At 42.9% G+C, this 15979-nt stretch carries 14 protein-coding genes; 11 read left to right on the top strand and 3 right to left on the bottom strand.

Annotated features, from left to right (window positions below):
- Positions 1-111: 111 nt before the first annotated feature.
- From uvrA to nusB, 5 genes are all read left to right on the top strand, one after another.
- A complete protein-coding gene (gene uvrA, locus AC3E6G_RS00850) occupies positions 112-2937 on the top strand; it encodes an excinuclease ABC subunit UvrA (protein ID WP_125329150.1) in 2826 nt (941 codons plus the stop codon).
- The gene (locus AC3E6G_RS00855; protein WP_140814285.1) at positions 2934-4001 is read left to right on the top strand and encodes a M24 family metallopeptidase; all 1068 of its coding nucleotides are present in this window, start codon (positions 2934-2936) and stop codon (positions 3999-4001) included. The genes uvrA and AC3E6G_RS00855 overlap by 4 nt, the downstream gene beginning before the upstream one ends.
- A gap of 85 nt (positions 4002-4086) precedes the next feature.
- Positions 4087-4647, top strand: a complete 561-nt coding sequence (gene efp / locus AC3E6G_RS00860) for an elongation factor P (RefSeq protein WP_006595686.1) — start codon at positions 4087-4089, stop codon at positions 4645-4647.
- A gap of 36 nt (positions 4648-4683) precedes the next feature.
- Complete coding sequence (locus AC3E6G_RS00865; protein ID WP_006595687.1) at positions 4684-5073, top strand: Asp23/Gls24 family envelope stress response protein; 390 nt, start codon at positions 4684-4686, stop codon at positions 5071-5073.
- On the top strand, positions 5066-5494 hold the full coding sequence (gene nusB, locus AC3E6G_RS00870; protein ID WP_048716428.1) for a transcription antitermination factor NusB: 429 nt from the start codon (positions 5066-5068) through the stop codon (positions 5492-5494). Before AC3E6G_RS00865 ends, nusB begins: the two co-directional genes overlap by 8 nt.
- A 248-nt stretch (positions 5495-5742) precedes the next feature.
- Here the strand turns inward: nusB and AC3E6G_RS00875 are convergent, their stop codons facing one another.
- Both AC3E6G_RS00875 and AC3E6G_RS00880 read right to left on the bottom strand, forming a co-directional pair.
- A complete protein-coding gene (locus AC3E6G_RS00875; RefSeq protein ID WP_048691131.1) occupies positions 5743-6708 on the bottom strand; it encodes a LacI family DNA-binding transcriptional regulator in 966 nt (321 codons plus the stop codon).
- A complete protein-coding gene (locus AC3E6G_RS00880) occupies positions 6689-8143 on the bottom strand; it encodes a sucrose-6-phosphate hydrolase (protein WP_125329147.1) in 1455 nt (484 codons plus the stop codon). Before AC3E6G_RS00880 ends, AC3E6G_RS00875 begins: the two co-directional genes overlap by 20 nt.
- A 380-nt stretch (positions 8144-8523) precedes the next feature.
- On the opposite strand from AC3E6G_RS00880, the gene AC3E6G_RS00885 reads away from it, so the two are divergent.
- The 4 genes from AC3E6G_RS00885 (at position 8524) to AC3E6G_RS00900 (ending at position 12587) form a co-directional block, all read left to right on the top strand.
- The gene (locus tag AC3E6G_RS00885; protein WP_414281040.1) at positions 8524-10413 is read left to right on the top strand and encodes a sucrose-specific PTS transporter subunit IIBC; all 1890 of its coding nucleotides are present in this window, start codon (positions 8524-8526) and stop codon (positions 10411-10413) included.
- Positions 10414-10614: 201 nt separating this feature from the next.
- Complete coding sequence (gene scrK / locus AC3E6G_RS00890; protein WP_490700271.1) at positions 10615-11508, top strand: fructokinase ScrK; 894 nt, start codon at positions 10615-10617, stop codon at positions 11506-11508.
- 107 nt (positions 11509-11615) lie between these two features.
- Positions 11616-12026, top strand: coding sequence for a peptide deformylase (locus AC3E6G_RS00895; protein WP_414281043.1), 411 nt, complete (start codon positions 11616-11618; stop codon positions 12024-12026).
- Between the two features lie 45 nt (positions 12027-12071).
- Positions 12072-12587 (top strand): phosphatase PAP2 family protein, encoded by a 516-nt coding sequence (locus AC3E6G_RS00900; protein WP_490700272.1) that lies wholly within the window; start codon positions 12072-12074, stop codon positions 12585-12587.
- 61 nt (positions 12588-12648) lie between these two features.
- Here AC3E6G_RS00900 and queG read toward each other — a convergent pair whose 3' ends face one another.
- Entirely contained in the window at positions 12649-13782 is a 1134-nt protein-coding gene (gene queG / locus AC3E6G_RS00905; protein WP_048789804.1) for a tRNA epoxyqueuosine(34) reductase QueG, read from the bottom strand.
- 143 nt (positions 13783-13925) lie between these two features.
- On the opposite strand from queG, the gene manA reads away from it, so the two are divergent.
- Together manA and AC3E6G_RS00915 are read left to right on the top strand one after the other, a co-directional pair.
- Positions 13926-14870 (top strand): mannose-6-phosphate isomerase, class I, encoded by a 945-nt coding sequence (gene manA, locus AC3E6G_RS00910; RefSeq protein WP_490700273.1) that lies wholly within the window; start codon positions 13926-13928, stop codon positions 14868-14870.
- Positions 14871-14996: 126 nt separating this feature from the next.
- On the top strand, positions 14997-15737 hold the full coding sequence (locus AC3E6G_RS00915) for a MerR family transcriptional regulator (protein ID WP_048691111.1): 741 nt from the start codon (positions 14997-14999) through the stop codon (positions 15735-15737).
- Positions 15738-15979: the final 242 nt, after the last annotated feature.

A 15979-nucleotide genomic window follows, 5' to 3' on the forward strand; every position in this document is an offset into this window, starting at 1 on the left:
CTTGTTTTTTTACACCTTAACATTATAACAGAAAAAGCACGCTTTTGGATAAAAGAATGCTGAAAAATTTGATATAATGAAGGATAAATAAATTGATGAAAAGTGGAAGAAATGCTCGATAAAATTGTCATTCATGGAGCGCGTGCTCATAATTTAAAAAATATTGATGTTGAAATCCCTCGAGATAAGCTGGTCGTGGTCACTGGTCTATCAGGTTCTGGGAAATCGAGCTTAGCCTTTGACACTCTCTATGCGGAAGGACAAAGACGTTATGTAGAGAGTCTGTCAGCCTATGCTCGTCAGTTTTTAGGAAATATGGAAAAGCCCGATGTGGACTCGATTGATGGCTTAAGTCCAGCCATTTCCATTGACCAAAAAACAACCAGCAAAAATCCGCGGTCAACGGTTGGAACGACTACAGAAATCAACGATTACTTACGTCTTCTATATGCTCGTGTGGGGACTCCTTACTGTATCAATGGCCATGGGGCGATTACCGCTTCTTCGGTCGAGCAAATTGTAGACCAAGTTTTGGAACTTCCGGAGCGCCAACGCCTACAAATTCTAGCACCGATCGTTCGTAAGAAAAAAGGCCAGCATAAGAACATCATCGAAAAGGTGCAAAAAGACGGCTATGTCCGGGTGCGTGTGGATGGCGATATTTTTGATGTGACAGAGGTCCCAGAATTATCCAAAAGCCAGAAGCACACAATTGAGGTTGTTGTAGACCGGATTGTCATCAAAGATGGCATTCGTTCTCGTCTCTTTGATTCGGTCGAAGCGGCCCTTCGGATCGCGGATGGCTATGTGGTCGTCGATACCATGGATGAAAATGAACTACTTTTTTCAGAACACTACGCTTGCCCGGTTTGTGGCTTTACCGTCCCTGAGTTGGAACCTCGTCTCTTTTCATTTAATGCCCCCTTTGGCTCTTGTCCAGATTGTGATGGACTGGGGATCAAGCTAGAGGTGGACTTGGATTTGGTTGTTCCAGATGCTAGCAAGACTCTCCGTGAAGGAGCACTTGCACCCTGGAATCCAATCTCTTCTAACTACTATCCTCAGATGTTGGAGCAGGCAATGATCCAGTTTGGGATTGATATGGACAAGCCATTTGAAGACTTATCTCCAGAAGAGCGGCATTTGGTTTTCTATGGTTCTGAGGGCAAGGAATTCCATTTCCATTATGAGAATGAATTTGGTGGGGTTCGCGATATAGACATTCCTTTTGAAGGGGTCGTTACCAATATTAATCGCCGTTACCACGAAACGTCTAGTGACTTTACTCGCAATCAGATGTTGTCCTACATGAATGAATTGACTTGTGTCACCTGCCATGGTTATCGATTGAATGACCAGGCCTTGTCTGTCCGAGTAGGAGGAGAGAAGGGGCTACATATTGGGCAAATCTCTGACTTGTCCATTGAGGACCATCTTAAGGTGGTAGCTGATCTAAAATTAACCAAGAATGAGGAGACCATTGCGCGACCGATTCTAAAGGAAGTCAAGGATCGTTTGACCTTCTTGAACAATGTTGGCTTGAGCTATCTGACCCTGTCTCGCTCGGCCGGGACTCTATCTGGGGGAGAGAGTCAGCGGATTCGCTTGGCGACCCAGATTGGGTCCAACCTCTCAGGTGTCCTCTATATCCTGGATGAGCCTTCGATCGGTCTTCATCAGCGGGACAATGATCGCTTGATTGCTAGCCTCAAGAAGATGCGTGATTTGGGCAATACCTTGATCGTTGTCGAACACGATGAGGATACCATGAGAGAGGCTGATTACCTGATCGACGTCGGTCCAGGAGCCGGAGTCTTTGGAGGCGAGATTGTTGCGGCTGGAACACCTAAGCAGGTAGCCCGCAATAGCAAATCCATCACTGGTCAGTATCTTTCTGGCAAACGGGCTATCCCCGTACCAACGGAACGGCGGGTAGGCAACGGACGCTTTATCGAACTGACAGGGGCAGCTGAAAACAACTTAAAAGAGGTGACAGCACGCTTCCCACTGGGCAAGTTCATTGCTGTAACAGGTGTTTCTGGCTCAGGCAAGTCCACCTTGGTCAACAGTATTTTGAAAAAAACACTGGCCCAAAAATTGAATCGCAATTCAGAGAAACCAGGGAAATACAAGACTATTTCAGGAGTTGAGCACATTGATCGACTGATCGATATTGATCAAAGCCCGATTGGCCGCACTCCACGCTCCAATCCGGCTACCTATACAGGTGTATTTGACGACATTCGTGACCTCTTTGCCCAAACCAATGAAGCCAAGATTAGAGGCTATAAAAAAGGCCGCTTTAGTTTCAACGTCAAAGGAGGTCGGTGTGAGGCTTGTTCGGGAGATGGGATCATCAAGATTGAGATGCATTTCCTACCGGATGTCTATGTACCGTGTGAAGTCTGCCATGGGCGACGCTACAACAGTGAAACCCTAGAAGTTCACTATAAAGAAAAGAATATCTCCCAGATTTTGGACATGACCGTCAATGATGCGGTGGATTTCTTTAAACATATTCCAAAGATTAATCGCAAATTACAAACTATCAAGGATGTCGGTTTGGGCTATGTGACCCTGGGACAGCCGGCAACGACGCTTTCTGGTGGAGAAGCCCAGCGGATGAAGCTGGCTTCAGAACTTCATAAGCGCTCAACTGGCAAGTCCTTCTATATCTTGGATGAGCCGACAACAGGTCTACATACAGAGGATATCTCTCGTCTGCTCAAGGTCTTGGAACGCTTTGTAGATGATGGCAATACCGTTTTGGTCATTGAGCACAACTTGGATGTCATTAAGACAGCGGATCATATCATTGATTTGGGACCAGAAGGTGGTGTCGGTGGTGGTACCATTATTGCGACAGGAACACCAGAAGAAGTAGCCAGCAACCCAGCTAGCTTTACAGGACAGTATTTGAAAGGGAAATTACAATGAACCAACGAATTACAAATCTACGAACTAAAATGAAGGCACAGGATCTAAAAGCTGTCCTCATTAACAACTTGAAAAATGTCTACTATTTGACAGGTTTCTGGGGATCAAATGGGACTGTTTTGGTGACAGAAGAGCGCGTGGTCCTCTTCACCGATTCGCGCTATACCATTCATGCCCATGCGACTTGTTTCCCCTTTGTTGAGATTGTTGAAACCCGCAATGAATTGGAAGAAGCAGCAAAAATTGTCAAAGACGCAGCGATCCAAGAACTTGGCTTTGAGGATGAGATCACAGTTGCCTACCATACCCGTCTAGCGACCGCTTTCTCAGGAGTCGCTCTAAGAGCCTTGTCTGATTTTGTGATGGAGTTTCGTTTGATTAAAGATGAGACAGAAGTAGCAACGATCCGCAAGGCCTGCAGTATTTCAGATCAAGCCTTTCTAGATGTGCTGGAATTTATCAAGGTTGGCCAAACAACAGAGTTAGAAGCGGCGACCTTCCTAGATTTCAGAATGCGGGAATTGGGGGCTTCAGGTGTATCCTTTGATATCATCTCCGCTGCGGGAGAGCGCTCTGCTATGCCCCATGCGACTCCAAGTGATCGCATCATCTCTGCTGGGGATGCCTTGACCTTGGACTTTGGCTGTCTCTATAACCATTACGTCAGTGATATGACCCGGACCATTTATGCAGGTCATGTCAGCGACAAGGAAAGAGAAATTTACGAAACGGTCTTGAAAGCCAACCAAGCCCTTATTGCTGAAGCCAAGGATGGACTCGGTTTCCGTGATTTTGATAAAATTCCTCGAGATATTATTGAGGCTGTAGGATACGGTCAGTACTTTACTCATGGAATTGGCCACGGAATTGGCTTGGACATCCATGAAGAGCCTTATTTCAGTCAAACTTCCAAAGAAGTTATCAAGGCCGGCATGGTCTTGACAGATGAGCCAGGGATCTACATTGAAGGCCTATCTGGTGTCCGGATTGAAGATGATCTCCTGATTACGGAAACCGGTTGTGAAGTCTTGACCTTGGCACCAAAAGAATTGATTGTGATCTAAGGAAATTTGCAGAGACAGATTTGAGAAATCTGAGCATTTGTGATAAAATAAAGAGTAATATATTTTTAAAAAGAGGTATGAAAACATGATTGAAGCAAGTAAGTTGAAAGCTGGTATGACCTTTGAAACAGCTGATGGAAAATTGATCCGCGTTTTGGAAGCTAGCCACCACAAACCAGGTAAAGGAAACACGATCATGCGTATGAAATTGCGTGATGTTCGTACTGGTTCAACTTTTGATACAAGCTACCGTCCAGAAGAAAAATTTGAGCAAGCTATTATTGAAACTGTACCAGCTCAATACTTGTATAAAATGGATGACACAGCTTACTTCATGAATACTGAAACATACGACCAATATGAAATTCCTGTTGTCAATGTTGAGAACGAATTGCTTTACATCCTTGAAAACTCAGAAGTGAAAATTCAATTCTACGGAAGCGAAGTGATTGGGGTGACGGTTCCTACAACTGTTGAATTGACAGTTGCTGAAACACAACCATCTATTAAAGGTGCTACAGTGACAGGTTCTGGTAAACCAGCTACAATGGAAACAGGTCTTGTGGTAAACGTTCCAGACTTCATCGAAGCAGGACAAAAATTGATTATCAATACAGCTGAAGGAACTTACGTTTCTCGTGCCTAATCAGCTCTAAAATAGGTCTGATAGAAAGGAACTTCTATGGCAACTGAACAATACGGCGAAATCGTCATTGCACCTCGTGTGCTAGAAAAAATTATTGCGATTGCGACTGCAAAAGTAGATGGTGTTCATTCTCTTGAAAATAAGAGTGTATCGGATAGCCTTTCAAAACGTGCTCTTGGACGTGGGGTTTACCTTCGTACACAAGAAGATGGTCAAATCTCTGTTGATATTTACCTCTATCTAGAGTATGGTGTAGCAGTCCCTAAAGTAGCTGTTGCGATCCAAAAAGCAGTAAAAACAGCTGTCTACAATATGGCAGATGTGACCTTGGATGATGTCAATATCCATGTGGTTGGGATCGTGACTGAAAAAGCGGCGAAACCTGATTTGAAAGATTTGTTTAATGAGGATTTCCTCAATGACTGATATTTTATTTGAATCACGTCGTGATCTACGGGAGCGTGCCTTTCAAGCTCTAATGAGTTTGGAGTATGAAGGGGATGTTGTAGAAGCGTGTCGATTTGCTTTTACTCATGACAAAGAGGAAACAGACCAGGAAGTGGAAATTCCAGCTTTTCTACTCAATTTGGTATCTGGTGTTCGTCAATCAAAGGATGAATTGGATCAACAGATTGCCCAACACTTGAAAACTGGATGGACCGTCGAACGCTTGACTCTAGTGGAGAAAAACATTCTTCGTTTGGGTGTGTTCGAAATCACTTCCTTTGATACCCCTCAGCTGGTTGCAGTGAATGAAGCAATTGAATTAGCTAAAACATTTTCAGATGAAAAATCTGCTCGGTTTGTGAATGGTGTCTTAAGCCAATTCGTAACGGAAGCAGAATAAGATAGAAAAGAAACCACCTTCACGGGTGGTTTCTTTTTGAGTATAGAGCTTCGCTTGATCATGATAAGGAAAAAGACTGGTACAAAAGTCCGGCCTCTCAATTGACTTTGGATTGTCGAACAAGACGCAGTGGTTGAGTGGGCTCTACTACGCTGATTTTATCAGCTTTTACAGCCCTACTCAACTATGCGGAGGTGGGACGACGAAATCGAATTCTAACGAATTACCGATTTCTGTCCCACTCTCTTTTAAACACTTTTGCCAGGTAAAACACTCACTGGGAGAAAATAGCCTGTTGTTTTTACGTCTTTTCCTTCGATTTTTTGAAGAAGAAGGTCGACCGTCAGGCGAGCAATTTCCTGTAAGGGTTGCTTGATGGTGGTGAGACGGGGGAAATAATTTTCGATAAAGTAGGTCCCGTCATAGCCAATGATCTTCAGGTCTTCTGGAATGGCAATGCCGAGTTCGTCAGCGATTTTCATCACCAAAATAGCCGTTAGATCGTCAGACGCAAAGATGGCATCCGGTTTTTGCTGGGTTAAGATGGACTTGATTTCCATTTCTTTGCGAATGGGTGAATAATCACTGGAAACATTGATTATTTGTGCTTCTGGTAGGACGGAAGCAAAGCCAGCATGCCGGAGGCCAGTAGGGGAATTGGAGTTATCATTCCCTGTGAGCATGATAATCTTTTTTGCCCCTGTCTTGGCAAGGGTTTCCGCAGCGAGAACGCCCCCAGCGTAGTTATCCGACGAGACGACTGGAATCTCAGGGGAGAGGTTCCGGTCAAAGGCGATAATAGGAGCTGTGACCCGGTTATAGTCTTCTATTCCCAGATTATGACTACCAGAAATAATCCCATCTACTTGATTGGCTTCTAGCATTTCGATGTATTCACGTTCTTTTTCCGAATCATGCTCGCTATTACAAATAATGGTTTTGTACCCATGTTTGAACAATTCTTCTTCCAGTTTATCGATTAATTCTGCATAGAAGACATGGCTGATTTTTGGGAAGATTAAGCCGATTAACTTGGCTGATTTTCCTTGTAGGCTCCGAGCGATCGAATTGGGCTTGTAGCCCAATTCTCTCATGGCCTCTTTAACTTTTGAGACAGTTTTTTCAGATAAATAGCCCTTTTTGTTAATGACTCGTGAAACTGTCGTGGGGCTGACGCCAGCTAATTTGGCGACATCAGTGAGCTTTGCGACCATAGTCTAGTTCGTAGTATGTTCCAGTAGGTGTTCCGGATTTGATCAAGATACCAGTTTGATCAGCATGCGGGAAGACGCGACCAGAGAATACTTTTTCTCCTTTGTTGATAAAAATTTCAAAAATCGAGTTATCGATGAAAATTGTAGCTGTTGTCGCTTGATTTTCGATCGGGCAAGTACGAGTAGTTCCAAACTCTTGGGCATACTGTTCGCCAGCTTGGCTACGGTCGACAATGACTTGACCATTTGCAATATCAAAAGTAATAGAAAGTCCTTTGCCTTCTTTATCGGCTAGGAGAACAATCTCACTTTTGCTATTGGCTTCAAAGGCTAATTCTAACTCGTAGCAATTATTGGTTTTTTCCTTGTTTGTAAACTCGGAAGAGGTGGAGCGGAGCTCTTTTGCAGCTTCGACCGGATATTGATAAAGATTACCATCCTGAATGGTTAGCTCTTTGACCAAAGAGAAGGCTCCTTGGTGGTCATAGCGATCGGATGGGTAAGCGACATCTGGTAGACCTAACCAGCTAACCGTTAAAGCTCTTCCATCAGGAGTGTTGAAGCCTTGAGTTGCATAGGCTTCGAAGCCGTAGTCCAAGTTGTGTAATTCAGATACGTCAACGAGACGAGCTTGTTCAGGATCAAAAGAAGCCCCAATCTTATACATATTTGGGTAGATATTGTCGTAGTCGAGGACTGCTTTGTCCAAACCTTGAGGGCAATACAGAAGGACAGGTTGCTCGCCGACGAAGACCAAGTTAGGACATTCCATCATATAAGCTGTACGATCATTGTTGAAATCAAGATCGCCTACTTCAACCCAGTTGGTATAATCGTTATTCACCGCTTTGTATAGGCGAACGAATCCTTTTTTATCAAGGTCTTGACCACCGACGATGGCATAGTATTGATCTTTGAATTTAAAAATCTGTGGATCGCGGAAATGATCGGTAGCATCCTCTGGCTGATCAATGAGGATTTGGTCGATTTTTTTAAGATTTCCATCCTGGTCTAAAAGGGCCCCGATTTGGTAGGGATGACGGATCCAGTTCTCGTCTCGTACATTTCCTGTATAGAATAAGAAAAGTTTATCATCGAATTGCATAGCCGAACCAGAATAGGCTCCGTGACTATCCAAAGGTGTGTCTGGTAAGACTTTAAGACCAGTTTCTTTAAAATGAACTAAATCATCACTTTCCAGTTGTACCCAAGACTTCAATCCGTGAGCGGCTCCAAATGGAAAGTTCTGGTAAAAGAGAATCCATTTACCATTAAAATAGGAGAAACCATTCGGGTCATTTAAAAGGCCAGTTTTGGGTTCGACATGGTAATGAGTATGCCAAGGAGAATTAGCCATGTTTTCTTTAATTTGTTTCTTTTCTTCTTCGGTCCAGTCTTCATACCGTTTGTACCGAAGTTCTGTTGTCCATTCCATTTGACTCCTCCAAAAATTTTCTTACTTCCATAGTACCGATTTCTATAAAAAAAAGCAAGACTTTGACCAAAGAATCGAGAAAAAATGTCAAACGTTTATCATAAAATATCGGGGTGGAGGTTAGATTTGATTTATGAAAACAAATGAAAGAATGAAAGTTTTTGAAAATTTAAAAACCGGACGAAGCCTATAACCTATATTAGATGGGCGTTGAGATGAATGAAAATAAAAAGAGCTTCTTTCAAACTATCAAAAATTGCAAATAAATACCAAAAACTTTCTGCAAAACGGTTGACATATTCTTAATACGTGGTACAATTAAATGCGTAGAGACGGGTGAACCGTTTTCAAAACAATAAAAAATAAGGAGATTTTTGCAAATGTCAAATACAGAAATTGCAAAAAAAGTCATCGATGCGATCGGTGGAGTTGAGAACGTCAACAGTGTTGCTCACTGTGCGACTCGTCTTCGTGTGATGGTGAAAGATGAAGCGAAAGTCGACAAAGATGCTGTCGAAAATATTGAAAAAGTTCAAGGAGTTTTCTTTAACTCAGGTCAATACCAAATTATTTTTGGTACTGGAACTGTAAATAAGATCTATGATGAAGTTGTCGCTCTTGGATTGCCAACTTCAACTAAGGCTGAGATGAAAGCAGAAGCCGCTAAACAAGGAAATTGGTTCCAACGGGCTATCCGTACTTTTGGTGATGTCTTTGTACCAATCATCCCAGTTATTGTTGCGACAGGTCTCTTCATGGGTGTCCGTGGACTCTTGAATGCCCTTGGTGTGACTCTTCCAGAAGATGTTACGACTTATACTCAAATCTTGACAGATACGGCCTTTATCATCTTGCCAGGTCTTGTCGTTTGGTCAACCTTCCGTGTCTTTGGTGGGAACCCAGCGGTTGGTATTGTTCTTGGTATGATGCTTGTTTCTGGTTCACTTCCAAATGCCTGGGCTGTTGCTTCTGGTGGTGAGGTGACTGCTATGAAATTCTTCGGCTTTATTCCTGTCGTAGGGTTGCAAGGATCTGTTCTTCCAGCCTTTATTATCGGGGTTGTTGGAGCTAAGTTTGAAAAAGCTGTTCGTAAAGTAGTTCCAGATGTCCTTGATCTCTTAGTGACACCATTTGTTACTCTTTTCGTAATGTCAATTCTTGGTCTATTCCTTATTGGACCAGTATTCCACGTTGTTGAAAACTACATTCTTCTTGGAACAAAAGCTGTTCTTAGCTTACCATTTGGTCTTGGTGGGTTGTTGATTGGTGGGGTACACCAAATTATTGTCGTATCAGGTGTTCACCACATCTTCAACTTGCTTGAAATTCAATTACTTGCTGCTGACCATGCCAACCCATTCAATGCTATCATCACAGCTGCTATGACCGCTCAAGGAGCTGCTACTGTAGCGGTTGGTGTGAAAACTAAAAATCCTAAATTGAAAACTCTTGCTTTCCCAGCTGCTCTTTCTGCCTTCTTAGGTATTACTGAGCCTGCGATCTTCGGGGTGAACTTGCGTTTCCGTAAACCATTCTTCCTTTCATTGATTGCTGGTGCTATCGGTGGTGGATTGGCTTCACTTCTTGGTCTTGCTGGTACTGGTAGTGGAATCACAATCATTCCAGGTACAGTGCTTTATGTAAATGGTCAACTCCCACAATACTTCCTTATGGTAGCAGTATCATTTGCTCTTGGTTTTGCTCTTACTTACATGTTTGGTTTTGAGGATGAAGAACCTGAAACTGTAACTGAAAGTGCTATAACAGATCGTTTTGTTGAGGAAGCTGTGACTGGAACCGTTCCTGCAACTCTTCAAGATGAAACCATCATCTCTCCAATCGTTGGGCAAGCTGTTGCTTTGTCTAAAGTGGATGATCCAGTATTCTCAAGCGGTGCGATGGGTCAAGGGATTGCCATCAAACCAACTGAAGGTGTTGTATATGCACCGGCGGATGCTGAAGTAACCATTGCTTTTGCGACTGGTCATGCTTTTGGCTTGAAGACAGCTAATGGTGCTGAAGTTTTGATCCACGTTGGGATTGATACAGTTTCAATGAACGGTGAAGGATTTGATCAGAAAGTTGCTCAAGGCGATAAGGTTAAAGCTGGCGATGTTCTTGGAACATTTGATTCTGCTAAAATTGCAGCAGCTGGTCTTGATGATACAACAATGGTCATCGTCACAAACACAGCTGATTATGCTTCAGTAACTCCAGTAGCTACTGGTGCAGTTGCTAAAGGCGATGCGATTATTGAAGTAAAAGCATAATCTAAAATAGGATTACTCAAGGACTGGTTAGGGCTTCCTCCAGTCCTTGAATTTTGTTTTGGAGGTGAGGCTTGGAATAAAAAAAGTTGCTCACCTAATGTTTAAACATAAATAAGAGTAGTTTTTTCTATAAGGAATAGAAGTGAACCGTTTCCCTTTGTGATATAATAGAAAAAAAGAGAATTGAAAAAGAGGTTTGATATGACTAAATTATATGGAAGTCTTGAAGCTGGTGGAACAAAGTTCGTTTGTGCTGTAGGTGACGAAAATAATAACGTCATTGAAAAGACACAGTTTCCGACAACAACCCCTATTGAAACCCTTGATAAATGTATTGAGTTTTTCTCTAAATTTGAAAGTCTTGCTGGTTTAGCCATTGGTTCATTTGGACCGATTGATATTGATAAAAATTCAAAAACATATGGTTTTATTACAACAACTCCCAAACCACATTGGGCAAATGTAGATGTGGTAGGTGCTTTCCGTCGTGCATTAAATGTACCGATTTACTTTACAACTGACGTAAATAGCTCAGCTTATGGTGAGGTAGTGGCTCGTAATAATGCGGGTGGTCGTATTGAAAACCTAGTCTACTACACAATTGGTACAGGGATTGGTGCAGGTGTCATCCAGCGTGGTGAATTCATTGGTGGAGTGGGACACCCTGAGATGGGCCATTACTATGTTGCCAAACACCCGATGGATGTTGAAAAAGAATTTAATGGGGTGTGTCCATTCCACAGAGGTTGTTTAGAAGGCTTTGCGGCTGGTCCAAGCTTGGAAGCTCGTACCGGTATTCGTGGGGAAAATATTGAACTCAATAGCTCTGTATGGGATATCCAAGCCTACTATATTGCCCAAGCTGTTGTCAACGCAACTGTAACCTTCCGCCCAGATGTGATTGTATTTGGTGGAGGAGTGATGGCACAACAACACATGTTGGATCGCGTCCGTGAAAAATTCACCGTCTTATTGAACGGCTATTTGCCAGTGCCAGATGTTCGAGACTACATCGTAACACCAGCAGTAGCAGGAAATGGTTCAGCAACTTTAGGGAACTTTGTCTTAGCAAAACAAGTCAGCAAAAAAGACTAATCAGGTAAGGCTGAAACAACAAAAAGCATGAAATGCTAGGGGAGGGAGTTCTTCGTCGGGAAGATGGATGAATGACCTTCTCTTTTTTAAGCAAGAGAGGAGAAATGATGGAAAAAGCCATTATGAAGGATCCCTTCTTTTTGAGTCAAGTGTCTGAAGAAGCGACAAAAGAGGATTTGTATTTGGCGCAAGATTTACAAGACACCTTACGAGCTCACCAGGAAGGCTGTGTTGGCATGGCTGCTAATATGATTGGTGTACGCAAACGAGTAATCATCATCCAACTAGGTTTGATACCCTTGGTTCTCTTTAACCCTGTTCTAGTAAAGAAAGAAGGAGTTTATGAGACAGAAGAGGGGTGCCTTTCTTTGGCAGGGAGCCGAAAAACGAGCCGCTTTGAAAAGATTCAGGTCTCCTATCGCGACATGAATTGGAAGCCTCAGCTCATAAGCTTAGAAGGTTTTGCGGCCCAAATTTGCCAGCATGAGCTAGATCATCTGGAAGGGATTTTGATATAGGTCCAGTTGCTGTTTATTAAGGAATCGATCGAAGAGAATTTGTTGATGAAAAAAGAATATTTGTTCTATGAACGGGTTAGACCATTTTTGGTCTCCCATCCCAATTATCTTTCTTTATTAAAGTGGGTCAACCACCTCGTCACCCTCCTGATGCCACTCCTTTATTTTTATGTTCTTTGGGCAGCATATTTGAAAGCTTCCGAGATTTGGGTTGTTCTTGCCTATCTATTGGTTCCGGCATCTGGCTTTATTTTATTGAGTGTCATTCGAAAAGCAATCAATTGGCCCCGTCCCTATGAGCTTGGCGCGCTTCCACCTCTCCTAGAGAGAGAAGGTAAGGGAAGTTCCATGCCAAGCCGGCACGTCTTTTCAGCGGCCATCATTTCGACAGTAGCTTGGGGAGTGAATCCTCTTCTATCGAGCATAGGTCTCTTCTTGGCTCTGCTATTGGCAGGAGTTCGTGTTCTGGCAGGACTCCATTTTGTCCGTGATGTCGTAGTCGGATTTGTCGTTGCACTCCTATGGGGAATTGTCAGTTTTTCTCTATTAGGAATTTTCTGAGAGAGGCTGTATGAGAGAAGAAAGAAATGATTAAAAACTGCCTAAGTTTGTTAGGCAGTTTTTAATTATGTGAGTTTTGGTATTGGAATTTTTGGAAGAACCGTTCACGTTCTTCTATAATAGCTGGAGTTGGGTTTTTGAGGGAAGTTAACAAATCAACCAAGTCAGGTGTGACTTCTCGAATAAGCTCTCCCAGTGACCAAATGGCTGTTGCAATATGAATCTGGTTTTGCGAGGTTTCGATGATTTCTAACAGTTTAGGAATAGCAGACCGGTCATTAGCATTGGCCAAAGCAATGATAGCATTGCGCTGGAGAATATTCTTTCCCCGCCAACTACCAGCGACCATTCCAAATTTTTCCTTGAATTGTCCATTGGATAACTCAATAAAGGGGATTAATTCTGGATGAGCTAGTTCAGGATCGATATCAGTGGCTAATGGATTGTCCAGACCACGATTGTAGGGGCAACAGATTTGACAGATATCACAACCGTAGATGACCGTTTTAATCTTTTTACGGAATTCCAGATCCATCATCCCCTTGTCTTGGGTCTGAAAGGAAAGGCAACGTCGGGCATTCATAGAGCCATCTCCGATTAAACAAGAAGTCGGGCAGGCTTCTACACAGCGGTTACAATCTCCGCAACCATAGTCAACGGCTTGATCGGGTTCAATCTCTAGGTTGGTGATAAGCTCCCCTAAAAACATATAAGAACCGTATTCTTTTGAGATGACGAGGCCGTTCTTTCCGATAAAGCCAATCCCTGCTCGTTGAGCAACCGCGGTATCCACTAAGGCACCGGTATCCACCATGCCCTTGTATTCGAAGTCGGCGGTTAATTCTTCAATCCCTCGTGCTAGGCGGTCTAATTTATCCTGCAAGACATAGTGATAATCAAGCCCCCAGCTATTGGGGGTGAATTTTCCGCGTTTATAGGCCGTCTTCTGAGGTTGTTGTTTTAACTTGTGGGGATAGGCAACGGCAATGGAGATAATCGTTTTAGCAGAAGCTAAACTTAAGCGTGGTTGGATTCGTTCTTCAATATTTTTGTGCTCAAAACCAGAATTTCGGCCTTCTTCCACAGCTAGGCGGAGGGATTTTTCTAAATAGGAAAAATCATCCGCAGTGGTAAAGCCGATTTTTGAAATACCAATGGAATGAGCCAATTCGATAATGGATTCTTTGAGGTTCATATTCCTATTATAGCGGAAAGCTGGTAAAAATGCGAAAAACGTGCAAAAAATTAAAAAGGGGCTAAAGAGCTTGGCAGAGCTTTCAAAAAAGAGTGGAATTTGGTATAATAAGGTATTGAATACAAGGATATATGGAGGCAGGTATGTCACAACCGCTATTTTTACAATCAGTTATGCAGGAAAAGATTTGGGGTGGAACTAGATTACGAGATGAGTTTGGCTATGAAATCCCGAGCGATCATGTTGGTGAATACTGGGCTATTTCGGCCCATCCACATGGTGTTTCTGTTGTTAAGAACGGACCTTATTCTGGAATGGGATTAGACCAACTATATACAGAGCATCGCGAATTGTTTGGAAATCGACCAGAACCGGTCTTTCCTTTGTTGACAAAGATTCTAGATGCTAATGACTGGCTTAGTGTTCAGGTTCACCCAGATGATGCCTATGGAATGGAGCATGAAGGAGAACTTGGGAAAACTGAATGCTGGTATATTATTGCCGCTGATGAAGGGGCAGAAATTATCTATGGTCACCACGCCCAGTCTAAGGAAGAATTGCGCCAAATGATCGAAGCCAAAGAATGGGATGATCTGTTAGCGCGGGTTCCTGTGAAAGCGGGAGATTTCTTCTATGTGCCAAGTGGAACCATGCATGCCATCGGTTCGGGTATTTTAATCTTGGAAACCCAGCAATCAAGCGACACGACGTATCGAGTTTACGACTTTGATCGCAAAGATGATCAAGGAAATTTACGTGAGTTGCACATTGAACAGTCCATTGATGTGCTGAACTTAGGGGCTCCAGCGAATAGCCGACCGGTTGAGGAAAAAGTCGATCACTTGTCGTCTACTTTGTTAGTGGCCAATGACTTCTTTGGGGTTCACAAGTGGGTAGTCAATGGGGAGGTTCGATTTGAAAAGACCCATGATTATAGCTTGTTGAGCGTTCTCTCAGGGCAAGGAAGCCTTCAGGTGGATGGGGTAGATTATCCGATTGGAAAAGGAGATCACTTTGTCTTAACGAGTGATGTTGAATCTTGGACTTTGGAAGGGCAAGATTTAGAATTGATCGTGAGTCATCCATAAAAAAGAAAGGGTTTGAGTTAAAAGCTGTGGACAACTCAACCCTTTTTTATCTGAAAACTATTTTTATGTTAAGTCTTGACTCTGACCTAAGGGGAGGGATTATACTATCTTTGTAAGGAGGAAATCATGTACCATATCAAAGAAGCTGCAGAGCTGTCAGGTGTCTCTGTCAAGACCTTGCACCACTATGACAAGATAGGACTTCTCGTCCCTGTGAAATCTGAAAATGGCTATCGGACATACAATCAAGAAGATTTAGAACGATTACAGGTGATTCTCTACTACAAGTATCTAGGGTTTTCCTTAGACCAAATAGCAGAACTCTTAGCCGAAGAAAAATCTAACTTATTGCCCCATTTGACCAAACAGTTGGACTATTTGACTCAAGAAAGGCAACGCCTGGATACCTTGATTTCCACCTTGCAAAAAACCATTCAGGAACAAAAAGGAGAAAGAAAAATGACCATTGAGGAAAAATTTACTGGATTTAGTTACCAAGATACTAAAAAATACCATCAAGAGGCGGTAGACAAGTACGGTCAAGAAGTCATGGACCAAGCGCTTGAACGCCAAAAAGGTCGAGAAGAGGAGGCGACAAGAGCCTTTAATCAAGTCTTCCAAGTCTTGGCGAAAAACTTCCAGGCTGGTTTGCCAGTAACAGCATCGGAAAATCAAGAAGAAGCAACCAAACTTTTAGATACGATTCGAACGTATGGATTTGACTGCTCTATAGAGGTTTTTGGCCATATCGGCAAAGGCTATGCCTATAATCCAGAATTCAAGGAAAACATCGACAAGTTTGGCGCTGGTACAGCCCAGTACACTTCGGATGTCATTGCCTTTTATGTCGAAAATCAAGCAAAATAAAAAAGTGAGAGTGGGACAGAAATCGGTAATTCGTTAGAATTCGATTTCGTCGTTCCACCTCCGCACAGTTGAGTAGGGCTGTAAAAGCTGATGAAATCAGCGTAGTAGAGCCCACTCAACCACTGCGTCTTGCTCGACAATCCAAAAATAATTGAGAGGCTAGGATTTTTGTCCCAGCCTCGTTTTTTGCTTGGATCAATTTGAAAAGAAGCTGGCAGATCTAAGAGAGCTCGAATGAATGA

This window comes from Streptococcus sp. SCPM-O-B-23252 (M501) (assembly GCF_058200355.1).

Coding starts and splice junctions, on each gene's coding strand:
- scrK (WP_490700271.1), top strand. CDS start 10,615: ATGACTAAATTATATGGAAGTCTTGAAGCTGGTGGAACAAAGTTCGTT.
- AC3E6G_RS00865 (WP_006595687.1), top strand. CDS start 4,684: ATGGCAACTGAACAATACGGCGAAATCGTCATTGCACCTCGTGTGCTA.
- AC3E6G_RS00855 (WP_140814285.1), top strand. CDS start 2,934: ATGAACCAACGAATTACAAATCTACGAACTAAAATGAAGGCACAGGAT.
- AC3E6G_RS00885 (WP_414281040.1), top strand. CDS start 8,524: ATGTCAAATACAGAAATTGCAAAAAAAGTCATCGATGCGATCGGTGGA.
- nusB (WP_048716428.1), top strand. CDS start 5,066: ATGACTGATATTTTATTTGAATCACGTCGTGATCTACGGGAGCGTGCC.
- efp (WP_006595686.1), top strand. CDS start 4,087: ATGATTGAAGCAAGTAAGTTGAAAGCTGGTATGACCTTTGAAACAGCT.
- AC3E6G_RS00915 (WP_048691111.1), top strand. CDS start 14,997: ATGTACCATATCAAAGAAGCTGCAGAGCTGTCAGGTGTCTCTGTCAAG.
- AC3E6G_RS00875 (WP_048691131.1), bottom strand. CDS start 6,708: ATGGTCGCAAAGCTCACTGATGTCGCCAAATTAGCTGGCGTCAGCCCC.
- AC3E6G_RS00880 (WP_125329147.1), bottom strand. CDS start 8,143: ATGGAATGGACAACAGAACTTCGGTACAAACGGTATGAAGACTGGACC.
- uvrA (WP_125329150.1), top strand. CDS start 112: ATGCTCGATAAAATTGTCATTCATGGAGCGCGTGCTCATAATTTAAAA.
- AC3E6G_RS00895 (WP_414281043.1), top strand. CDS start 11,616: ATGGAAAAAGCCATTATGAAGGATCCCTTCTTTTTGAGTCAAGTGTCT.
- AC3E6G_RS00900 (WP_490700272.1), top strand. CDS start 12,072: ATGAAAAAAGAATATTTGTTCTATGAACGGGTTAGACCATTTTTGGTC.
- queG (WP_048789804.1), bottom strand. CDS start 13,782: ATGAACCTCAAAGAATCCATTATCGAATTGGCTCATTCCATTGGTATT.
- manA (WP_490700273.1), top strand. CDS start 13,926: ATGTCACAACCGCTATTTTTACAATCAGTTATGCAGGAAAAGATTTGG.